Below are 15,663 nucleotides of genomic sequence, written 5' to 3' on the forward strand. Positions count from 1 at the left end.
ATATTTTAGAAAGTTAATACCCAATAGATTATCAGTATTGCGGTTATAAGGGATATAACCCAGCCAGCACCTCGGATTACAGGTCTGACTATCGCCCACACCAGAGTTCCGATTATTGCTCCGATGATGATTGCCACCACCTTTGCAACCTTTTTTATTTGGTTGAACCTGAGGCTTTGAGCTTCGCTTTGACTTTTTATGTGGCTGTTTGTTTTCATCGTTGCGACTTTTTTTTATTTGTATATCACCATCGGTTTTCGCTTGCTTGACACCTCAAAGGCGTGTGGTGAACAGAGGGGATGTTCGCCTTTGACGGAAAAATACGAGCCGACCAACGGGAGGTCTGGAGATTTTTCAGTCAAAAAGCAAAAGAATATCCCCGGCACCGCACGTTCCCCACTGGCAAGCAAGTTGACAATCGTTGTTGATTAGACAATAACAGGAGCCACGACTCCAGCATGGTGAAAACATACGGCTACATAATCTCTCGGAAATCTTATTGAAAGTAGCTTTCCAAAAATAATCTGCATAGAAATGGAACTGAGCGACACGACCAGCATAGTCTGTGATGGACAGCCGACGCAGGAAGACTGTACTTTACAGTCTATGCCGAGTGTCGTTCTCTAAGTGGCAAGTGAGGGAGCGGTCGTAAAATTCCTTGTTCAACAACGGCGAAAAAGAACACGGATGAACGGCAGAGAGTCTCAGAGGAAAGGCAGCGTAACCGATGCTTACCTCGGAGGCGTTGCCAGTTATCGGTGTTCCGCCGTTGCCATAGGCCGATGCGGTTAAAGGGTGTCAGTGGCTTGTCCACCGTCACCCTTTGACGGCATCCCGCCGCCAACAATGAAGACCGCTCCCTCTCTTGTCGCGCACATTGTCGATCTGCGTTATGTAAGACGTTGCTTAAGAGATTTTTTTGAAAAATATTTGGCTTGAATTTATTTTAGTGCTAAATTTGCAAGGTTAATCTTTCCAAAATGGGAACTAAGATAAATAACATACGCCAACAAACTCCTTACGATGGAATACTGCTTACATCGTGGCTTGAGAAATCAGGATTAAGCAGAAGCGAAATTTCCGATTACACCGAATCGGGATGGCTTCAACGTATCGCAACAGGGGTATATACCTTTGTCGGCGATAGCCCGACTGTTTACGGAATACTCGCATCCTATCAATGTCAAGGCTCTCTATCGTATCATGTCGGAGCCGCTTCGGCTTTGGAATTAAAAGGATTCTCCCATTATGTCGCTATGGGAAAACCTTCTGCCGTAATATTCTCCCCGATAAGGCCACGGCTTCCGAATTGGCTTAAATCCGTAGAACTGGATATGCGAATAGTTGAGGTATCCACCAAAATTTTCGGAGACACAGGTATCGAACAGATGGATTATAACGGTCGACAATTAACAGTGTCCGCACCTGAGAGAGCAATAATGGAGTGTCTGCTGCTGTCGCCTACCCAATATAATCTGATGGATACCTACTATATGATGGAGATGCTCACTTCTCTGAGATCCGGTTTGGTTCAACAACTGTTGGAGAACTGCACATCCGTTAAAGTAAAGAGAATATTTCTCTATATGGCTGAGAAAGCGGGTCACCGGTGGTTCACGAAACTTGACTTGTCGAAGATTTCTCTTGGCTCAGGCACGAGAAGCTATTCAAAGAGAGGCGTGAAGAATGCCAAATATGATATTGTAATACCTAAAGAACTTTCCGATTATGAATGATGTGTATCGAAAGAAGGTGGAGCTTTTACTAAGAATATTGCCGTTTGTCACGGACGAGGAGTGCTTTGCCGTTCATGGCGGAACTGCGATAAATCTATTTGTGAAAAATCTGAATCGACTCTCGGTCGATATTGATGTGACATACATCCCGCTGGAGGATAGAACAAGCAGTCTGAACCATATCAATGAGGCATTGATGAGGATTGCCGACAGAGTCCGGCGGAGTTTTCGTTATATCAGAATCATACCTCGTCTTGATATTTGCAAAATAACCTGTGAAAGACATGGCTGTCAGGTAAAGATTGAGGTCAATCAGACTAAGAGAGGTCTGGTGTGCGGTGAAGCCAGATTATATTCTTTATGCGAAAAGGCTCAGAGTCTGTTCGGCATGGAAGTGGATGCACGTATTGTGTCGCTGCCACAACTATATGGCGGCAAAATCTCTGCCGCTCTTTCACGACAGCATCCACGGGATTTATTTGATGTGAGGCATATGGATGTTCCCCTGTCAGCAGTCAAGGATGGTATCATATTCTGTCTCCTTGGTAGTGACAGACCGATTCATGAATCCTTCTCCCCAAATTTTATAGACCAAAGGGAGGCAATGGAGAACCAGTTTGTAGGGATGAGCGATATTCCTTTTAGTTATGAGGAATTTGAGATGACAAGGAATAACCTCATAAAAGGAGTCAGCGACATTATGACCGAGGCGGACAAGAGATTCCTTGTCGGCTTTGAGGAACTGACGGTCAACCGAGAGGAAAGTCCGTATTCGATGTTCTTTGATTTTCCATCGGTAAAATGGAAAATTCAGAACTTGCAAAAACTGAAAACAACCAATCCTCGCAAACTTCAGGCCGAAGCCAATAAGCTCAGACTAATTTTGGGGATTGACTGATGTTTAACACTCGGCATAAGAATCGTTAAAATGAACCCTTGGCCTTGTTTTTCACTTGAAAAACAATTAACTTTGCATTATTGGAACACCTCGTTAAAGCATCGGCAAGAGAGCCGGCGAGACTGGCAAAATTTTCGTTACCATCTCGTTACCCTTGATTATTGATGACTATCTAAATCATTGATATAACTGCATTTGGAGCGTAAGGAACAAGTCCCTCCATCTCCACAATTAACACTGATTATCAGTGTTTTGCAAGATTAACACCCAATTTTACACTCCGAAATGTAAGATTGGGTGTTGTTATTTATTTGTTGGTCTAAGGTCTAATCTGAGAAAGACATTTAAGCTGTGTCATGAATCCATCACGGTCTTTCGGAGAGATTTCAATCGGAGCATAGCTTTTCAACACCGAGCGGTCTGTTAAACTTATCGAGACTCGAAGGTGTGACATGCCGGCTGTAGCGAGATAACCGGAGGTTTTCTTAACGTCCTTGATTTTGGATATTGGCAGACGTGTAGGTCTGAAGAACTGATAAATCACGATGTCTTCACCGTCTATCTCATACCAGCATCCGAACATAAGCCAAGCATAGAGCAAAGTTATACCTTCGCAAACAAAAACGACATACCACCATGACATGCCAATAGCCGATAGCCATATAACAGCGAGAAAACCTACTGTCACAAGCCAGACCCACCAGTCGATTTTAGAACGATAGATTGTCTTTGTCACATTTACTTGCTTAACCGTTCACAATCCACTCCTCTGCCGGATATTCCCTTTCCGCATAACTGCCGCAAGGCATGTCTTTCAGCAGACCGACCGAATGGTCAAGTTCATAAATATATCTCAGAGAGACAATTCTTGCTTCATCTTCCGAATGCTCTCCGCCACAAAGAAATTGCCACATACCGTCATCCTCGTCATGCGAAACGTAAAGCACTGGTGCGCCATCGTCTGTCACATGGCAACATGTTATTACTGCCGTGTCTGGAGCATCTGTGAAGGGGGTCAGTTTATTTTCTTCCATAAGTTTTCAGTTTTTTCTTTTTATCTCTATCGGGGCTTGCGAAGCACGATGTATTCCGACGGATTGCGGCTGTCAAGCCGGGCGATGGAATCGTTCTGGATATAGACCGTGGCGATATTCGGGAGAATCCTGCGGAGAGCCTCCTCGACTGCCATGTCGTCGCAGGCCATTTCTGTCATAGCTCCGTCGCCAAGGGTGATTGAATCCCCCTTGATGGTATATGTACCGGAAATTGAGTTGCAGTTTGTACGAATAAAATATGTGCTGTCTTCAAATACGACATACTGGTGTATGCTTGAAAGCCGTTCGTCGGGACGCACGCGAACATAGTCGGAATCACTGAATACGATGCTATCCAGATACCACTGACCATGCACGTCCACATTCGCTACGGTCTCTTTCTGCTGATTGTCGGCAGCCTCTTTATTTCCCTTGTTGCCTCCGCAAGAGGCGGTGAGTATTGTCAGTGCCGTGGCTACCGACAGAATTGATTTTCTTGTCATTGATTTATTTTTTCGTTTATTTCATTGACCATTTTGGGAGTATCCTTGCAGCCGAGCATATATTTCTTGCCGTTTTTAAGCGTTACGAGGAAGCAGTCGGAGGCTTTGCCGTAATAGGCGAAATACTTGCCAAGGTCTTTCTCCGAGAACCAGCCATACCATCCGAACCATCCGCCGCTGCCGCAGATTCGTTTTGCGCCCATAGTCGGAGCGCACAGCTTGACATTCGCAATCTCTGTCAATGGAATTGATTTGATTTTCAAGGACCTGTTGATGTTCAGGCTTTCATTATCCAACGAAATGGATAATGGCATATAGCATAAAGCTGACAGGAACAAGACCGCGACAGCAACTCCCCATAACCATACTGCAATATCATTATCAGCTATTTTTAAGCAGCAAATGAACATGCCGCAGATAAAAGCGGTTGTCAGAGATGTTATAATCCAGCAATAAGAGCTGAGTTCCACCCGCTGTTTGATTGTCGTTCCTTTCATATTCAGTCAATTTTTCTTCCAAAATAGTAAGTATTCCAAGTATCCTTGGCATAGCCGTCACGAAGCACCTTGAAACCCTCAGGGGAAGCCCCTTCAATCTTAACTGCGTCGAAATACACGCTCCAAGTATCTTTGGCGTAACCGTTACGAAGCACCTTGAAACTCTCAGGGGAGGCACCGTTGATTTTCTTGCCGTCGAAATATACATTCCATATGTCCTTGGCGTAGCCAAAGCCCAATACCTTGAATGAGTTGCTTGACGCCCCGTCCATTTTTGTACCACAATAATAGACACTCCATGTATCCTTGGCATAACCGTCGCGCAGTATGGAGAAACTCGAAGCCGAAGCGCCCTTGATTTCTCTGCCGTCAAAAAAGACCTTGTTTTCGCTGACGAAGTATGGCGAACGATGATGTCGGCCTCTATGCTCATAACCGGGTCTGTCTTCGTGATGGCTGTCGCACCGTCGCTGAGCTGATGCGACTGAAGCCGACAGACTTACGACCATAGCTAATATAAAAAGTATCTTTCTCATTGCAGTTTTCTTTTTTAGACTATTCAGACAAGCGGAAGTTAATTCTCCTGCTCTGACACAACCGGCAGACCAACTTCTTTCCACTCGGTGATACCACCTTTATACTCGACAACACACCGGAGTCTAATCATTTATTTTATGGGCGGTTATAATGGTATTGCTGTTTGCGTTGACTGTAATCCTTACATGACCTGCGGTAACATACCAGTTCTTTCCTTTACGCTCAAATGTGGCAAAATCTTCAAGAATGAAACATCTGCAAAAATCTACAATATCCAGAGATTCCGGCAAGTTGAGATTTCTCCTGATACGTTCAACACCTAACGGAGTTGTATGCAAGTCTGTTATACTGAACGGATATTCTGCTGTCGGACACATAATCAATCCCAGTCATTAAGGTTGGCGATGTTATCGCGAAGCGCTTTGCCTTCAGCAAAGAACTCGTCAACCGATGATTCATCGAATAATTCGGGGAGATCGCCGGTGTTGATGTGGTAGTCGCAATCGATCATCATATAATGAACGGGATTTTCACCATAGTCTTCAAATTCTTATTCCATAGATAATCAACAAAATTATGTGATCAAGTGGCGTATGGCAGACCACGGATGTATGAATATCATTCGTGGGCCGACATATTTCATCACTGCCCGGATTTTATCACGATAAGCCGGGGAATAACAGTGAATCTCGCATTTACGGCAACTTGACTTGCCGTCACCTTTGGGGCAATGGTCAAGACGCTTATAAGCATAGTTCAAGAGGTCAAGGCAGTCATCACATAGAATTTTATCATTGTGAGCATGATGCTTTTGGCAATAGATGGCAATCATCTGTCTGACCACCAGTTTCTCCCGTTCTATTCGATTCATAAATTATTTCAGTCCGGAAACCTCGTTATTGAATACTTTTGCCGGTTTGAAAGCCGGAATATTGTGAGCCGGGATAACGAGTGTGGTGTTCTTGCTGATGTTGCGCGCAGTCTTCTCGGCACGGGTCTTGATGATAAAAGAACCGAAGCCGCGGAGATAAACGTTTTCTCCGTGTGCGAGGCTAGCCTTAACAACTGTCATAAACTGTTCGATAACGGTAACGACAGCCGCCTTGTCGATGCCGGTTGTCTTTGCGATTTGCGATGAGTCCGAGTGCTCCGCACCGCGCACCGGCTTTGCCGACATGCGCTCTCGGCTCATGCGCGAATATATTTCAGTCGCTATTTCTGCTTTAGTCATTTTCTGTACTGCTTTGAATATGTTGAGTTTTAGAATGCAAAGTTATGAATTCTCAATGACATTATGGCATAAAAAAGGCCTGTCCTTGTCGGGACAGACCTGAAATGGATAAGTAATCTTCACAGATGCCATATCCTGTTGCGATAGGCTTTGAGTCCCTTTTCAGGGAACTCGGCTATCGCTTTGTCAAATTCACGGAGTATCGCGGCTTTGTCGTCGGGCAATGCTCCGGTTATCGGCACCGTATTGGAAACGTGATGACCAAGCAGATTGACCCTGATATTCAGTCGGTCAATAAGTGTCCGCATCTCCATAAGCCTTTCGATTTCCGGCTCTTCCACATAAGTTCCGTTTATGACCTCCTGATACAGTTGTGATTCCGGGAATATGGTCAATGATACGATGTTAATGATGCAGGGATGGAGCTGATTAAGAATGTCGGCTGTTGCCACGGCACTTTCAACTCCTTTACCTCTTCCTCCGAGTCCGTTAAGATAAAACACGTTGTAGCGTATTCCCGCCTCGTCGAGTTTCGACAACTGCGCAAGAATGTCAGATGCGTGATAACCTTTGTTCATTCTATCGAGGGTCTCGTCGTGAGCCGTCTCAATACCAATGTTGATGCTGTCGAGTTTCATGTGCCGGAGGTTTTTCAGTTCTTCCAACGATTTTGGCGCGATGTCTGTCACACGGGCGAACATCCCGAACGATACCAAGTGAGGGAGATATTTCCTCAGCAGAAGTGCCACATCCATCAGCTTATTGTAACTCAACGCGAAAGGGTTTGCACCGGTGAGATAGACTCGCCGTGCGCCTGGCTGCCACTGGCGGATGACTTTCAGGTCTTCCTCTACCTCCGAGAGAGGCGACATACGGAACGGAGTGCCGTGGTAAAGACTACAGAATTTGCACTTGTGCCATGTGCAGCCGGATGTAATCTGAAGTAGCTGCGAATTGGCCTCGTATGGCGGTCGCCATACCTGCCCGGTGAAATGTAGTTGCGGATATATCATATCTCGATTATTTTTTGTAATTTCGTGGTGCAAAATTAGATGATTATCAGCGTGGAAGCAATGACTTACCTAAGGGTTTGACCCTTACTGAAAAGTTTGTATTGCTCGTAATCAGTCTTTTTGCGACTCCGGTTATGGCTAAAAAACTTGACTATGAATATTGCAAGGCAGCCCCGATGCTCGAATGGCTCGGCAACAAGTGGGCACTGGTGGTTCTCGTGAAGATTTCCGAGAACGAACCGATGCGCTTCAACGAGCTGTACCGCAACATCCCGTCGGTATCTGAAAAGGTGCTGTCTCAGGTGCTTCGTCAACTGACCACCGACGGCATAATCCGTCGCGAACTGTTCCCTGATGTTCCTCCCCGCACGGAATATTCGGTGACGGAGTTCGGCAGAACGCTTCTGCCTCATGTCGAGGCTTTGCTCAACTGGGGACGCGAGAATTTTGAACAGATAATGAAAAACCGACAAAAACATTACTAACGACATGGAAATGAAATTCTGTCAGAGCTGCGGAATGCCGCTCACAAATGAAGTACTCGGCACGAATGCCGATGGCACACCAAATGAGGATTATTGCATCTACTGCTACAAGGACGGCAAGTTTACTCAGGATATGACAATGGAGCAGATGATTGACCACTGCGCTCAGTTTACCGATGAGATAAACAAGAACTCAGGTCAAAATCTCACGGTTGAACAGATGAAGGAGCAGATGCGTCAGTTTTTCCCACATCTCAAACGCTGGAAAAATTGAACAGCCATGTTTATCGCAATTCTTACATACAAGAAACCGCTTGAAGAGGTTGACCATTTTCTACAGGCGCATCGTGACTATCTTGCCGAGCACTATGCCGCAGGCGATTTTATTGCCTCAGGACCGCAGACTCCACGCATTGGCGGTGTGATAATGATAAAGGCTGAAAGACGTGCGGCAGTTGATTCTATTATCGCGCAAGATCCGTTCAACATCAATGGCATTGCCGACTACCAGATTGTTGAGTTCACTCCTACGATGTTCGCTTTCGAAGAATTGAAAACATTTTTGTTATGATTGAAACTGACAGGCTTATTCTGCGCCCTTGGCAAGGAACTGATGCAGAAGCGTTGTTCAGATATGCAAGCGATCCCGATATTGGTCCCATTGCCGGGTGGCCGCCACATACCAGTGTGGAGAACAGTCTTGAAATTATACGTACAGTCTTTGCCGCGCCGGAAACATATGCCGTGGTATTGAAAGAAACAAATGAGCCGATAGGCTGTTGCGGCATCATGTTTTCAAACAGTCTTCACACTGCCGATATGCAACCGAATGAGGCAGAGATTGGCTATTGGATTGGCAAACCTTATTGGGGACAAGGTCTTATCCCCGAAGCCGTAAAAGCATTACTTTCAAGATGCTTCAACGAGTTGGGTCTTGTCTCTGTATGGTGTGGTTATTACGAAGGCAACGGTAAGTCCAAGCGTGTCTGCGAGAAATGTGGATTCAAATTTCATCATACTAACCATGACGTTGTTTCACCTCTTGGAGATAAGCGTACCGAGCATTTTTATCTGATGACAAAAGGAGATTACAAAATGATGTGATTATGAAACGCTTTCCCGACAAGAACGCAGCTTTCCCCAATCCTGCAATTCCGAGTCGTTGCTACATTAAAAATGTTGTGAAGAATCCGAGAATAATTGTGGGCGACTATACCTATTACGATAATGTCGATGGAGCTGACAAGTTTGAGGAGCATGTCACTCACTTCTATGAATTTATCGGAGACAAGCTGATTATCGGCAACTTCTGTGCTATAGCCAAAGGTGTGAATTTCATAATGAATGGTGCCAATCACCGCATGGACTGTGCCACAGCATATCCCTTTTATATTATGGGCGGTGACTGGGGCGGCATTATAGCACCGGTCAAGGATGAACTTCCGTTGAAGGGCGACACCGTAATCGGCAATGATGTCTGGATCGGTCAGAATGTAACCGTAATGCCCGGAGTCCACATTGGCGACGGTGCGATAATCGGTACAAATTCCACGGTAGCGTCTAACATTCCGCCATATTGTGTAGCAGTAGGAAATTCGGCTCGCGTCGTTCGCAAGAGGTTTGACGACGAGACTATCGAACTGCTTGAACGACTGAAATGGTGGGACAAACCGATTGAAGAGATTGATGCTCTGTTGCCGGTTCTTACAAATCCGGATTTAGAAGAAATGAAAACATCTTTCCGAAAATATATCGACAAGAAATAACTTATGCCTTACATATCAATAGAGAGCGGCAAACTGACCGCTGAACAGAAGAAACAGTTGATTGAGCGTCTGACTGCCACGGCCTCCGAGATAACCCATATCCCGGAGCAGTTCTTCACCGTTACCATCAAAGAACTGCCCGACGAAAAGTTCTTTGCAATGCAAAGCGCTAAAGCGATGATGGCATCGGAGGCAAACCAATCGGCGAGATAAAACGTGACTACAACCATGAACCTCACATTACGCCCATATCAGCTTGCTGATGCTGTGATAATCACATCATGGTTGAAAAGCGAATACCTTATGCGCCAATGGTGCGCCGACAGGTATGAGCATTATCCCGTAACGCCCGAAGATATGAATTCATATCACGAGCAGTATATTGACGGCCAACGCTCGCGTGCCCTGACAATGACGGATGTCGATGAGGTTGTCGGTTACATCACATTGCGAACTTCGGCAGACGATACGACAGAACAGCGACTGGGATTTGTCATTGTAGATGATTCAAAGCGTGGTCGCGGTTTAGGGAAAACTCTTGTCTCAATGGCGGCAAAATATGCTTTTGAAACGCTTGGAGCCACAAAAGTGTCGCTTGGTGTCTTTGAAAATAACCCCGCAGCCATCCATTGCTATGAAGTGGCGGGATTTCATCGTGTCTCACGGCAGGACACTGAGAGCTACCCATGTCTTGGTGAAACGTGGAACTGCATTGAAATGGAGAGATGTGCAGATGCTATAATTCGCGAGATTAAGTCATACGAGATACCATCATGAATATAAAATCGCAACTGCAACAACTCTGTGGTGATACAGAATTTCTGCGGCTTAATGACGTAAATATTGAGCCGGAAAAGATACGGGCTATCTTGATAAACGAAGTTGTCCCGGTTGATTCTGACGATGATTTCTATGGAAAGTCTGACTCCGCATATATGTCGACTACAATCCCGCTGTTCCGAAAGGCGGGGATAGAGGTAAGTGGTATTCAGGATATATTGAACCTCAACATCTACATTACCAATGCCGTCAAGACGCCTAAATCGGAATATGTTGTTTCAAAGGATAGTATCGAAGAAAGTCTGCCGTATCTTGAAAATGAGCTTGAGCTGTTTCCCAATCTTCAGGTTGTCATGCTGATGGGTGATGTGGCGAAAAAAGCCTTTAATATGATAAGCAAAAAGGCAACCAAGAAAAATGCCGTTCCAAGTATATCTACTTACAAATTGCGCAACACTGAGATTTTCTATAAAGGATGGCGCATCCTGCCTTCTTATATAATGACAGGACAAAACCTTCTCATTGAAAAATCGAAATTTCAGATGGCATCAGAGGATATTGCCTTGATGTATAAACTGATAAATATAGAGTAATTGCAATTACGACTCACTCAGCAACAATAGTCATACATATCATGCAAGATAAACGGTTACAAGATATGACGTTGGAAGAACTATGGGATTTGTTTCCGATAGTTCTGACTGCGCATAATCCGCAATGGTCAGTTTGGGCAGAGGAAGAAATGCGGTTGCTGTCATCACTTCTTGTAAAATATCACCCAATCATTAGCCATATCGGCAGTACTGCTATTCCTGACATTCAGGCCAAGCCGATAGTGGATATTCTTGTAGAGATTTCTCCTGACATTGAATGGCAGAGTTTAAAAGACATATTGGAACACAATGGCTATATCTGTATGTCGGAATCAGAAACCCGTATTAGTTTCAACAAAGGATATACACCTGCCGGATATGCCGACAGGGTGTTTCATGTTCACGTTCATAGGACTGGCGACAATGATGAAATCCTGTTCCGCGACTATCTGATCGCAAACCCGGAATCTGCCAAAGAGTATGAAACGTTGAAGCTGTCGCTACTACCTGAATACACGAACAATCGTGATGGATACACTGAAGCAAAAACTGAGTTTGTCAAAAAGATAGTCAGTCAGTTGACTTGAATAGTAGAGACGATAGGACTGTTTTGCGGAAGAATTAGCAACATTTTAACTAAAAAAATTAATGAAAAAAGAAATTTCTTATTTAATAGATGAATTTATTAGTCTGTCTGATGAATTAAGACCGGGTTATTCCTTGAGTATTGCTAAGGATAAAGAGTCGTCTTTAATTCTCCCGGAATCATTAAATATATTGTACTCTAAAGTAAGTGGTACATACTATGAAATTGAAGATCAACGATTGATGGATTTCTTACCCGGTTATCTTCTCATTAGGGATGCTGAATACGAAAGTTTTACGCAGTCTGTAAAGGAAATGATTCCTAATGGAGAAGATAAGTATTATCCAATCCTTGTGAATTATTCATCAGATTTTTATGCATTGAAAGTATCGGAAGGTAAAGAAAACGGAATTTTCCTGATAGAACACGATGCTGATGGGCCAACAAAGATTCATCATTCTTTTGAGGACTTTCTTCGTACTATAATCGCTTGCTATAAGGAAAAAATCTATTTTTTGGATGATGATGGGTATCTTGATATGGACTTTGACGAAGAACAACTTATCGGCCAAAAGTATAATCCCGATATTGACTACTGGTTTGAAGATTAAGAGCAAAGTAGGTCTCTCCCAAAATACTGATGAGAATTTATCAACCGAGAGAGTCGATGCGTCCGTAAGTGCGCTATTACCTGGTGCTGGAAAGCGATGTGGACGGTGCACATGCCTCTCGCTTCCTTGGCAAATTACAGGATGTAATCAACTCCATTTAGTCAAATTACGTTTGACCGCCTTCAAATTATTGCGTCCCCACTCCGAGAGCTGATTGAGTATGGGTATAAGAGTTCTACCCAAATCGGTTAACTCGTATTCTGTGCGAGGTGGCACCTCGGCATATAGGATTCGCTTTACCAATCCGACTGATTCAAGTGTTTTCAGATGTCCTGACAATACCTTCGGAGATATGTCGGGGATTGCCCTTGACAATTCGTTGAAACGCATTACGCCGAACTCGTCAAGTATGACAAGCAGGAGCATCGACCACTTATTTGCGAAATGTGCTATCACGTTCCTCATGGGGCACGTGGCAACACATGAATATTTTTCTGAAATTTTTTCGTTCTTCATCTGTCTGATACTGACTAAAAGTGAGTTTGAAGTAAGTGGCTACTTTGGAAGTAACCTCTTGCATGGCAATATTTTGATATATAACTTTGCGCTATCCAAAGGGTAGCAGTTATCCTTTGCAAAGTTAACACAAACATAATAAACCCACAAATTATGACTGAAATCAGTATCAGCATTCCAGCATCGGCTCAACCTTCAGGCAAGGCTGTGTTCGTGATGCTTGGAACAGGCTTCGATGAAATCGAGGCTCTGGCACCCGTCGATGTCATGCGACGTGCCGGGATGGAGGTATTCACCGTCTCTATGACAGAGAACAGACTTGTAAAAGGAGCCACAGGCAACCATGTCGTTGCAGACATGTGTGTTTCCGATCTGTCTCCCGACCGGATAGACTGGCTCATATTCCCCGGTGCAGACAAATCGGAGGATGCGGTAAACCTTGACGAAATGCTGAGCGAGCTTGTGAAAGCCCATTGGGAAAAAGGAGGCAACATCGCCGCTATATGCGCCGCTCCGGCTTTGGTGCTTGGTCCGCTCGGTATCATCAACGGGGTAAAAGCCACCGGTTATCCGTTCCTCAAAGAAGACTTTGAAAATAATGGCGGGATATACTCTGAGGAGCCAGTGGTAATTGGTGACCGCCTGATAACATCCAAGGGTCCCGGAACAACCCTCGAATTCGCACTTGCCATTGTTCGCAAGGCAAAGGACCCGGATATGGAGAAGGCACTCCGTGAAGGTATGGTGATAGGTCATAGCTGACAAATGAATTTAACCTTTGAAAAGAGAATGTCCTAATCATAACAATGATTGGTCATTCTCTTTTTGCTGTCAGCATATACCCGATGCCTCGTTGATTTATCAGTGATATCGACGGATCATAACGCAGGTAATTACGAAGTTTGTGTATGAACCCATGTAGCGAATTACGACTGTATGGGTCATCGCGTTGCCATACAAGTTGCATCATAGTGGAAGCGTCGACAGTGTGGCCGACATTTACAATCAGTTCCTTCAGCAGTTTTGCTTCAATCAGCGACAATTCTATGCCTCCTGTGTCCTTATGCGAAAGTATTTGTGTAGAAAGGTCTAAGGTATAGTCTCCGATTTCAAATTGATTATCCTCCTTTATGACATTTTTTCGGAGCAATGCCTTGATGCGGACTATCAATTCGAGCATCTTGAAGGGCTTTTTAAGATAGTCATTGCCGCCAAGTTCAAACCCCTCCACAATGTCGTCAATCTCTGATTTTGCTGTTAGGAAAAGCAATGGCACATTCCGGTTTATCTGCCTGATTCGCCTCCCCATCTCAAATCCGTCCATGCGTGGCATCATCACGTCGGCGATGATAAGGTCGGCTCCATGTCGGGTAAACTTCCGAAGACCATCCTCACCATCTCCGGCTGTCATGACTTCAAAACCGTCACGCTGCAAAGTTTCTGAAACAATCATCGACAATGTCGAGTCGTCTTCCACCAATAATATCCTGTCTTTCATTGATTACTGAATTTAATTGTGAATTTGCTCCCTTTTCCGGATTTGCTCTCTACGCCGATTGACCAACCGTGTTTGTCAATAATGGATTTAACATAGAAAAGTCCTATGCCATAACCCCGCACATCACTTCTGTTACCGTGAGGCACGCGATAGAATTTACTCCATATTTCGGGTAAGGATTTATCTGGGATGCCGATTCCATTATCAGCTACATACATGCCATTGGCATCTGCCTTGATTATGATAGAAACCGATTCTCCGGAGTATTTGATGCTGTTATCTATAAGGTTGCCGATTACATTTGAGAAATGCGATGGATCTGCTTCGACAGTGGCATCACCCTGACATTCCAATATGATATCACACGGTTTGTCTGCCTTCAGCTTTTGCTGCTCTATGATGTTGGCAAGGAAATCCCGCAGGCGTATTTTCTCTTTTGCCATAGTAAGATGCTTACGTCGTTCCATACTCATGGCGAGAATATTCTCGACCAGACCCGATAGTTTCGAGAGTTGGTCGAGGGCTGCTGTCAGATATTTTTTTGTGCGCTCTTCATCCTGTGGGTCAGGGAACTGAAGCAACGAATCATTTGCCGCATAGGCGATAGCAATGGGTGTTTTCAGTTCGTGGGTCATATTGTTGGTAAAGTCATCCTTCATCTCCTCAATGGTTCGCTGACTGGCTATTACATGCAGAAGATACCAAAAACCGAATGTCAGCGCCAATGCTATAAGGGCAGATGTAATTATTACACCCCCCATCTCTCTCAGTATATTGTTTGTCAACGGAGATATATAGGCATAGTATGTCAGTTCTCCATTTACTCTATATTCTATTTCCCATAAGTCCGATGAATACTCCAATGTACCACCTGGGACTACAATATATACCTCCTCGGGATAATAGCCTGAAAAATTAAGGTCGCGGCGAAAGGCTTCCTCCATTTTGAACACATCCGGGTCTCCGATTCTTTCGGAATAACTGCCGTCATGAAGGTATTGTGCAATCATCGACATAATCTGCCTGTCAACGCGACGAAACCTCTGAGAGTAATTTAATTTCCTTAATTCCTCTGCGTCCATGGTTGTACCGACATCAGATCTCTGTAACCCGATCTGAATCCATACAACTTCATCATTCCCCACGAGACCGGCATCAATTATGCGGTCAACCATTTCAATTTGGTCAGCCCTGCTAAGACATTGCTCCACATCGTTTAGATATCGTGTTTTTATAGAGTTATACAATTGCATCATGAATATCACATTGGCGACAAAGAGCACACCGACTATGATACGCATTGAGGTAAGTATCAGCTTAAAGTGTTTCATATCAATGCAAAGTTACTAAAATCACGTCAATCATTAGATGGCCTAATC

The 15,663-nt window shown here is 44.4% G+C and carries 26 protein-coding genes and 1 pseudogene; 13 read left to right on the forward strand and 14 right to left on the reverse strand.

The window, feature by feature from the left end; translation table 11 throughout:
- Window positions 1-5: 5 nt before the first annotated feature.
- On the reverse strand, window positions 6-218 hold the full coding sequence (locus NF347_RS00540; protein ID WP_123542515.1) for a hypothetical protein: 213 nt from the start codon (window positions 216-218) through the stop codon (window positions 6-8).
- A 762-nt stretch (window positions 219-980) separates the two neighbouring features.
- Between NF347_RS00540 and NF347_RS00545 the strand changes: the two genes are divergently transcribed.
- Both NF347_RS00545 and NF347_RS00550 read left to right on the forward strand, forming a co-directional pair.
- On the forward strand, window positions 981-1,736 hold the full coding sequence (locus NF347_RS00545; protein ID WP_107035482.1) for a type IV toxin-antitoxin system AbiEi family antitoxin: 756 nt from the start codon (window positions 981-983) through the stop codon (window positions 1,734-1,736).
- Window positions 1,729-2,634: a nucleotidyl transferase AbiEii/AbiGii toxin family protein gene (locus tag NF347_RS00550; protein WP_107035483.1), complete on the forward strand. Its 906-nt coding sequence runs from the start codon at window positions 1,729-1,731 to the stop codon at window positions 2,632-2,634. The genes NF347_RS00545 and NF347_RS00550 overlap by 8 nt, the downstream gene beginning before the upstream one ends.
- Window positions 2,635-2,953: 319 nt before the next feature.
- On the opposite strand, the gene NF347_RS00555 is transcribed toward NF347_RS00550, so the two are convergent.
- The 10 genes from NF347_RS00555 to NF347_RS00600 form a co-directional block, all read right to left on the reverse strand.
- On the reverse strand, window positions 2,954-3,370 hold the full coding sequence (locus NF347_RS00555) for a PH domain-containing protein (protein WP_133165500.1): 417 nt from the start codon (window positions 3,368-3,370) through the stop codon (window positions 2,954-2,956).
- 10 nt (window positions 3,371-3,380) lie between these two features.
- Entirely contained in the window at window positions 3,381-3,668 is a 288-nt protein-coding gene (locus tag NF347_RS00560; protein WP_107035485.1) for a hypothetical protein, read from the reverse strand.
- Window positions 3,669-3,694: 26 nt separating this feature from the next.
- Window positions 3,695-4,171, reverse strand: a complete 477-nt coding sequence (locus NF347_RS00565; RefSeq protein ID WP_107035486.1) for an META domain-containing protein — start codon at window positions 4,169-4,171, stop codon at window positions 3,695-3,697.
- Window positions 4,168-4,668, reverse strand: coding sequence for a PH domain-containing protein (locus NF347_RS00570; RefSeq protein WP_107681673.1), 501 nt, complete (start codon window positions 4,666-4,668; stop codon window positions 4,168-4,170). Before NF347_RS00570 ends, NF347_RS00565 begins: the two co-directional genes overlap by 4 nt.
- Before the next feature lie 2 nt (window positions 4,669-4,670).
- Window positions 4,671-5,204, reverse strand: coding sequence for a DKNYY domain-containing protein (locus tag NF347_RS00575; RefSeq protein WP_107035488.1), 534 nt, complete (start codon window positions 5,202-5,204; stop codon window positions 4,671-4,673).
- 123 nt (window positions 5,205-5,327) lie between these two features.
- Complete coding sequence (locus NF347_RS00580; protein WP_107035489.1) at window positions 5,328-5,582, reverse strand: DUF3781 domain-containing protein; 255 nt, start codon at window positions 5,580-5,582, stop codon at window positions 5,328-5,330.
- Window positions 5,583-5,584: 2 nt separating this feature from the next.
- A complete protein-coding gene (locus tag NF347_RS00585; RefSeq protein ID WP_262497758.1) occupies window positions 5,585-5,719 on the reverse strand; it encodes a hypothetical protein in 135 nt (44 codons plus the stop codon).
- A 60-nt stretch (window positions 5,720-5,779) separates the two neighbouring features.
- Window positions 5,780-6,076, reverse strand: a complete 297-nt coding sequence (locus NF347_RS00590; protein ID WP_107035490.1) for a nitrous oxide-stimulated promoter family protein — start codon at window positions 6,074-6,076, stop codon at window positions 5,780-5,782.
- A 3-nt stretch (window positions 6,077-6,079) separates the two neighbouring features.
- The gene (locus NF347_RS00595) at window positions 6,080-6,382 is read right to left on the reverse strand and encodes an HU family DNA-binding protein (RefSeq protein WP_107035579.1); all 303 of its coding nucleotides are present in this window, start codon (window positions 6,380-6,382) and stop codon (window positions 6,080-6,082) included.
- A 173-nt stretch (window positions 6,383-6,555) separates the two neighbouring features.
- Window positions 6,556-7,449: a radical SAM protein gene (locus NF347_RS00600; protein WP_107035491.1), complete on the reverse strand. Its 894-nt coding sequence runs from the start codon at window positions 7,447-7,449 to the stop codon at window positions 6,556-6,558.
- Between the two features lie 134 nt (window positions 7,450-7,583).
- On the opposite strand from NF347_RS00600, the gene NF347_RS00605 reads away from it, so the two are divergent.
- The 10 genes and pseudogenes from NF347_RS00605 to NF347_RS00650 all read left to right on the forward strand — a co-directional run bounded on the left by NF347_RS00605 (window position 7,584) and on the right by NF347_RS00650 (window position 12,270).
- Complete coding sequence (locus NF347_RS00605) at window positions 7,584-7,934, forward strand: winged helix-turn-helix transcriptional regulator (RefSeq protein WP_107035492.1); 351 nt, start codon at window positions 7,584-7,586, stop codon at window positions 7,932-7,934.
- Window positions 7,935-7,938: 4 nt separating this feature from the next.
- Window positions 7,939-8,208 (forward strand): zinc ribbon domain-containing protein, encoded by a 270-nt coding sequence (locus NF347_RS00610; RefSeq protein ID WP_107035493.1) that lies wholly within the window; start codon window positions 7,939-7,941, stop codon window positions 8,206-8,208.
- Between the two features lie 6 nt (window positions 8,209-8,214).
- Window positions 8,215-8,505, forward strand: a complete 291-nt coding sequence (locus NF347_RS00615; RefSeq protein WP_107035494.1) for a YciI family protein — start codon at window positions 8,215-8,217, stop codon at window positions 8,503-8,505.
- Window positions 8,502-9,038, forward strand: coding sequence for a GNAT family N-acetyltransferase (locus NF347_RS00620; RefSeq protein ID WP_107681674.1), 537 nt, complete (start codon window positions 8,502-8,504; stop codon window positions 9,036-9,038). Before NF347_RS00615 ends, NF347_RS00620 begins: the two co-directional genes overlap by 4 nt.
- Window positions 9,039-9,040: 2 nt before the next feature.
- Complete coding sequence (locus NF347_RS00625) at window positions 9,041-9,700, forward strand: CatB-related O-acetyltransferase (RefSeq protein ID WP_107681675.1); 660 nt, start codon at window positions 9,041-9,043, stop codon at window positions 9,698-9,700.
- A 3-nt stretch (window positions 9,701-9,703) separates the two neighbouring features.
- Window positions 9,704-9,963: pseudogene (gene dmpI / locus NF347_RS00630) on the forward strand (4-oxalocrotonate tautomerase DmpI).
- Window positions 9,929-10,477 (forward strand): GNAT family N-acetyltransferase, encoded by a 549-nt coding sequence (locus tag NF347_RS00635; RefSeq protein WP_107681676.1) that lies wholly within the window; start codon window positions 9,929-9,931, stop codon window positions 10,475-10,477. The pseudogene dmpI and the gene NF347_RS00635 overlap by 35 nt, the downstream one beginning before the upstream one ends.
- Entirely contained in the window at window positions 10,474-11,073 is a 600-nt protein-coding gene (locus tag NF347_RS00640) for a uracil-DNA glycosylase family protein (protein WP_107681677.1), read from the forward strand. The genes NF347_RS00635 and NF347_RS00640 overlap by 4 nt, the downstream gene beginning before the upstream one ends.
- Before the next feature lie 41 nt (window positions 11,074-11,114).
- A complete protein-coding gene (locus NF347_RS00645) occupies window positions 11,115-11,660 on the forward strand; it encodes a GrpB family protein (RefSeq protein ID WP_107035499.1) in 546 nt (181 codons plus the stop codon).
- A gap of 61 nt (window positions 11,661-11,721) precedes the next feature.
- Window positions 11,722-12,270, forward strand: a complete 549-nt coding sequence (locus tag NF347_RS00650; RefSeq protein WP_123399294.1) for an SMI1/KNR4 family protein — start codon at window positions 11,722-11,724, stop codon at window positions 12,268-12,270.
- A 147-nt stretch (window positions 12,271-12,417) separates the two neighbouring features.
- Here the strand turns inward: NF347_RS00650 and NF347_RS00655 are convergent, their stop codons facing one another.
- Entirely contained in the window at window positions 12,418-12,786 is a 369-nt protein-coding gene (locus NF347_RS00655; protein ID WP_170067071.1) for a winged helix-turn-helix transcriptional regulator, read from the reverse strand.
- A 153-nt stretch (window positions 12,787-12,939) separates the two neighbouring features.
- Between NF347_RS00655 and NF347_RS00660 the strand changes: the two genes are divergently transcribed.
- Entirely contained in the window at window positions 12,940-13,548 is a 609-nt protein-coding gene (locus tag NF347_RS00660; RefSeq protein WP_107681661.1) for a DJ-1 family glyoxalase III, read from the forward strand.
- A 52-nt stretch (window positions 13,549-13,600) separates the two neighbouring features.
- Here NF347_RS00660 and NF347_RS00665 read toward each other — a convergent pair whose 3' ends face one another.
- Together NF347_RS00665 and NF347_RS00670 are read right to left on the reverse strand one after the other, a co-directional pair.
- Complete coding sequence (locus NF347_RS00665; RefSeq protein WP_107681660.1) at window positions 13,601-14,284, reverse strand: response regulator transcription factor; 684 nt, start codon at window positions 14,282-14,284, stop codon at window positions 13,601-13,603.
- On the reverse strand, window positions 14,281-15,615 hold the full coding sequence (locus NF347_RS00670) for a sensor histidine kinase (protein ID WP_107681659.1): 1,335 nt from the start codon (window positions 15,613-15,615) through the stop codon (window positions 14,281-14,283). The genes NF347_RS00665 and NF347_RS00670 overlap by 4 nt, the downstream gene beginning before the upstream one ends.
- Window positions 15,616-15,663 lie beyond the last annotated feature (48 nt).

It is taken from the genome of Paramuribaculum intestinale (genome assembly GCF_030759015.1).
In the GTDB taxonomy this organism is placed as follows: domain Bacteria; phylum Bacteroidota; class Bacteroidia; order Bacteroidales; family Muribaculaceae; genus Paramuribaculum; species Paramuribaculum intestinale.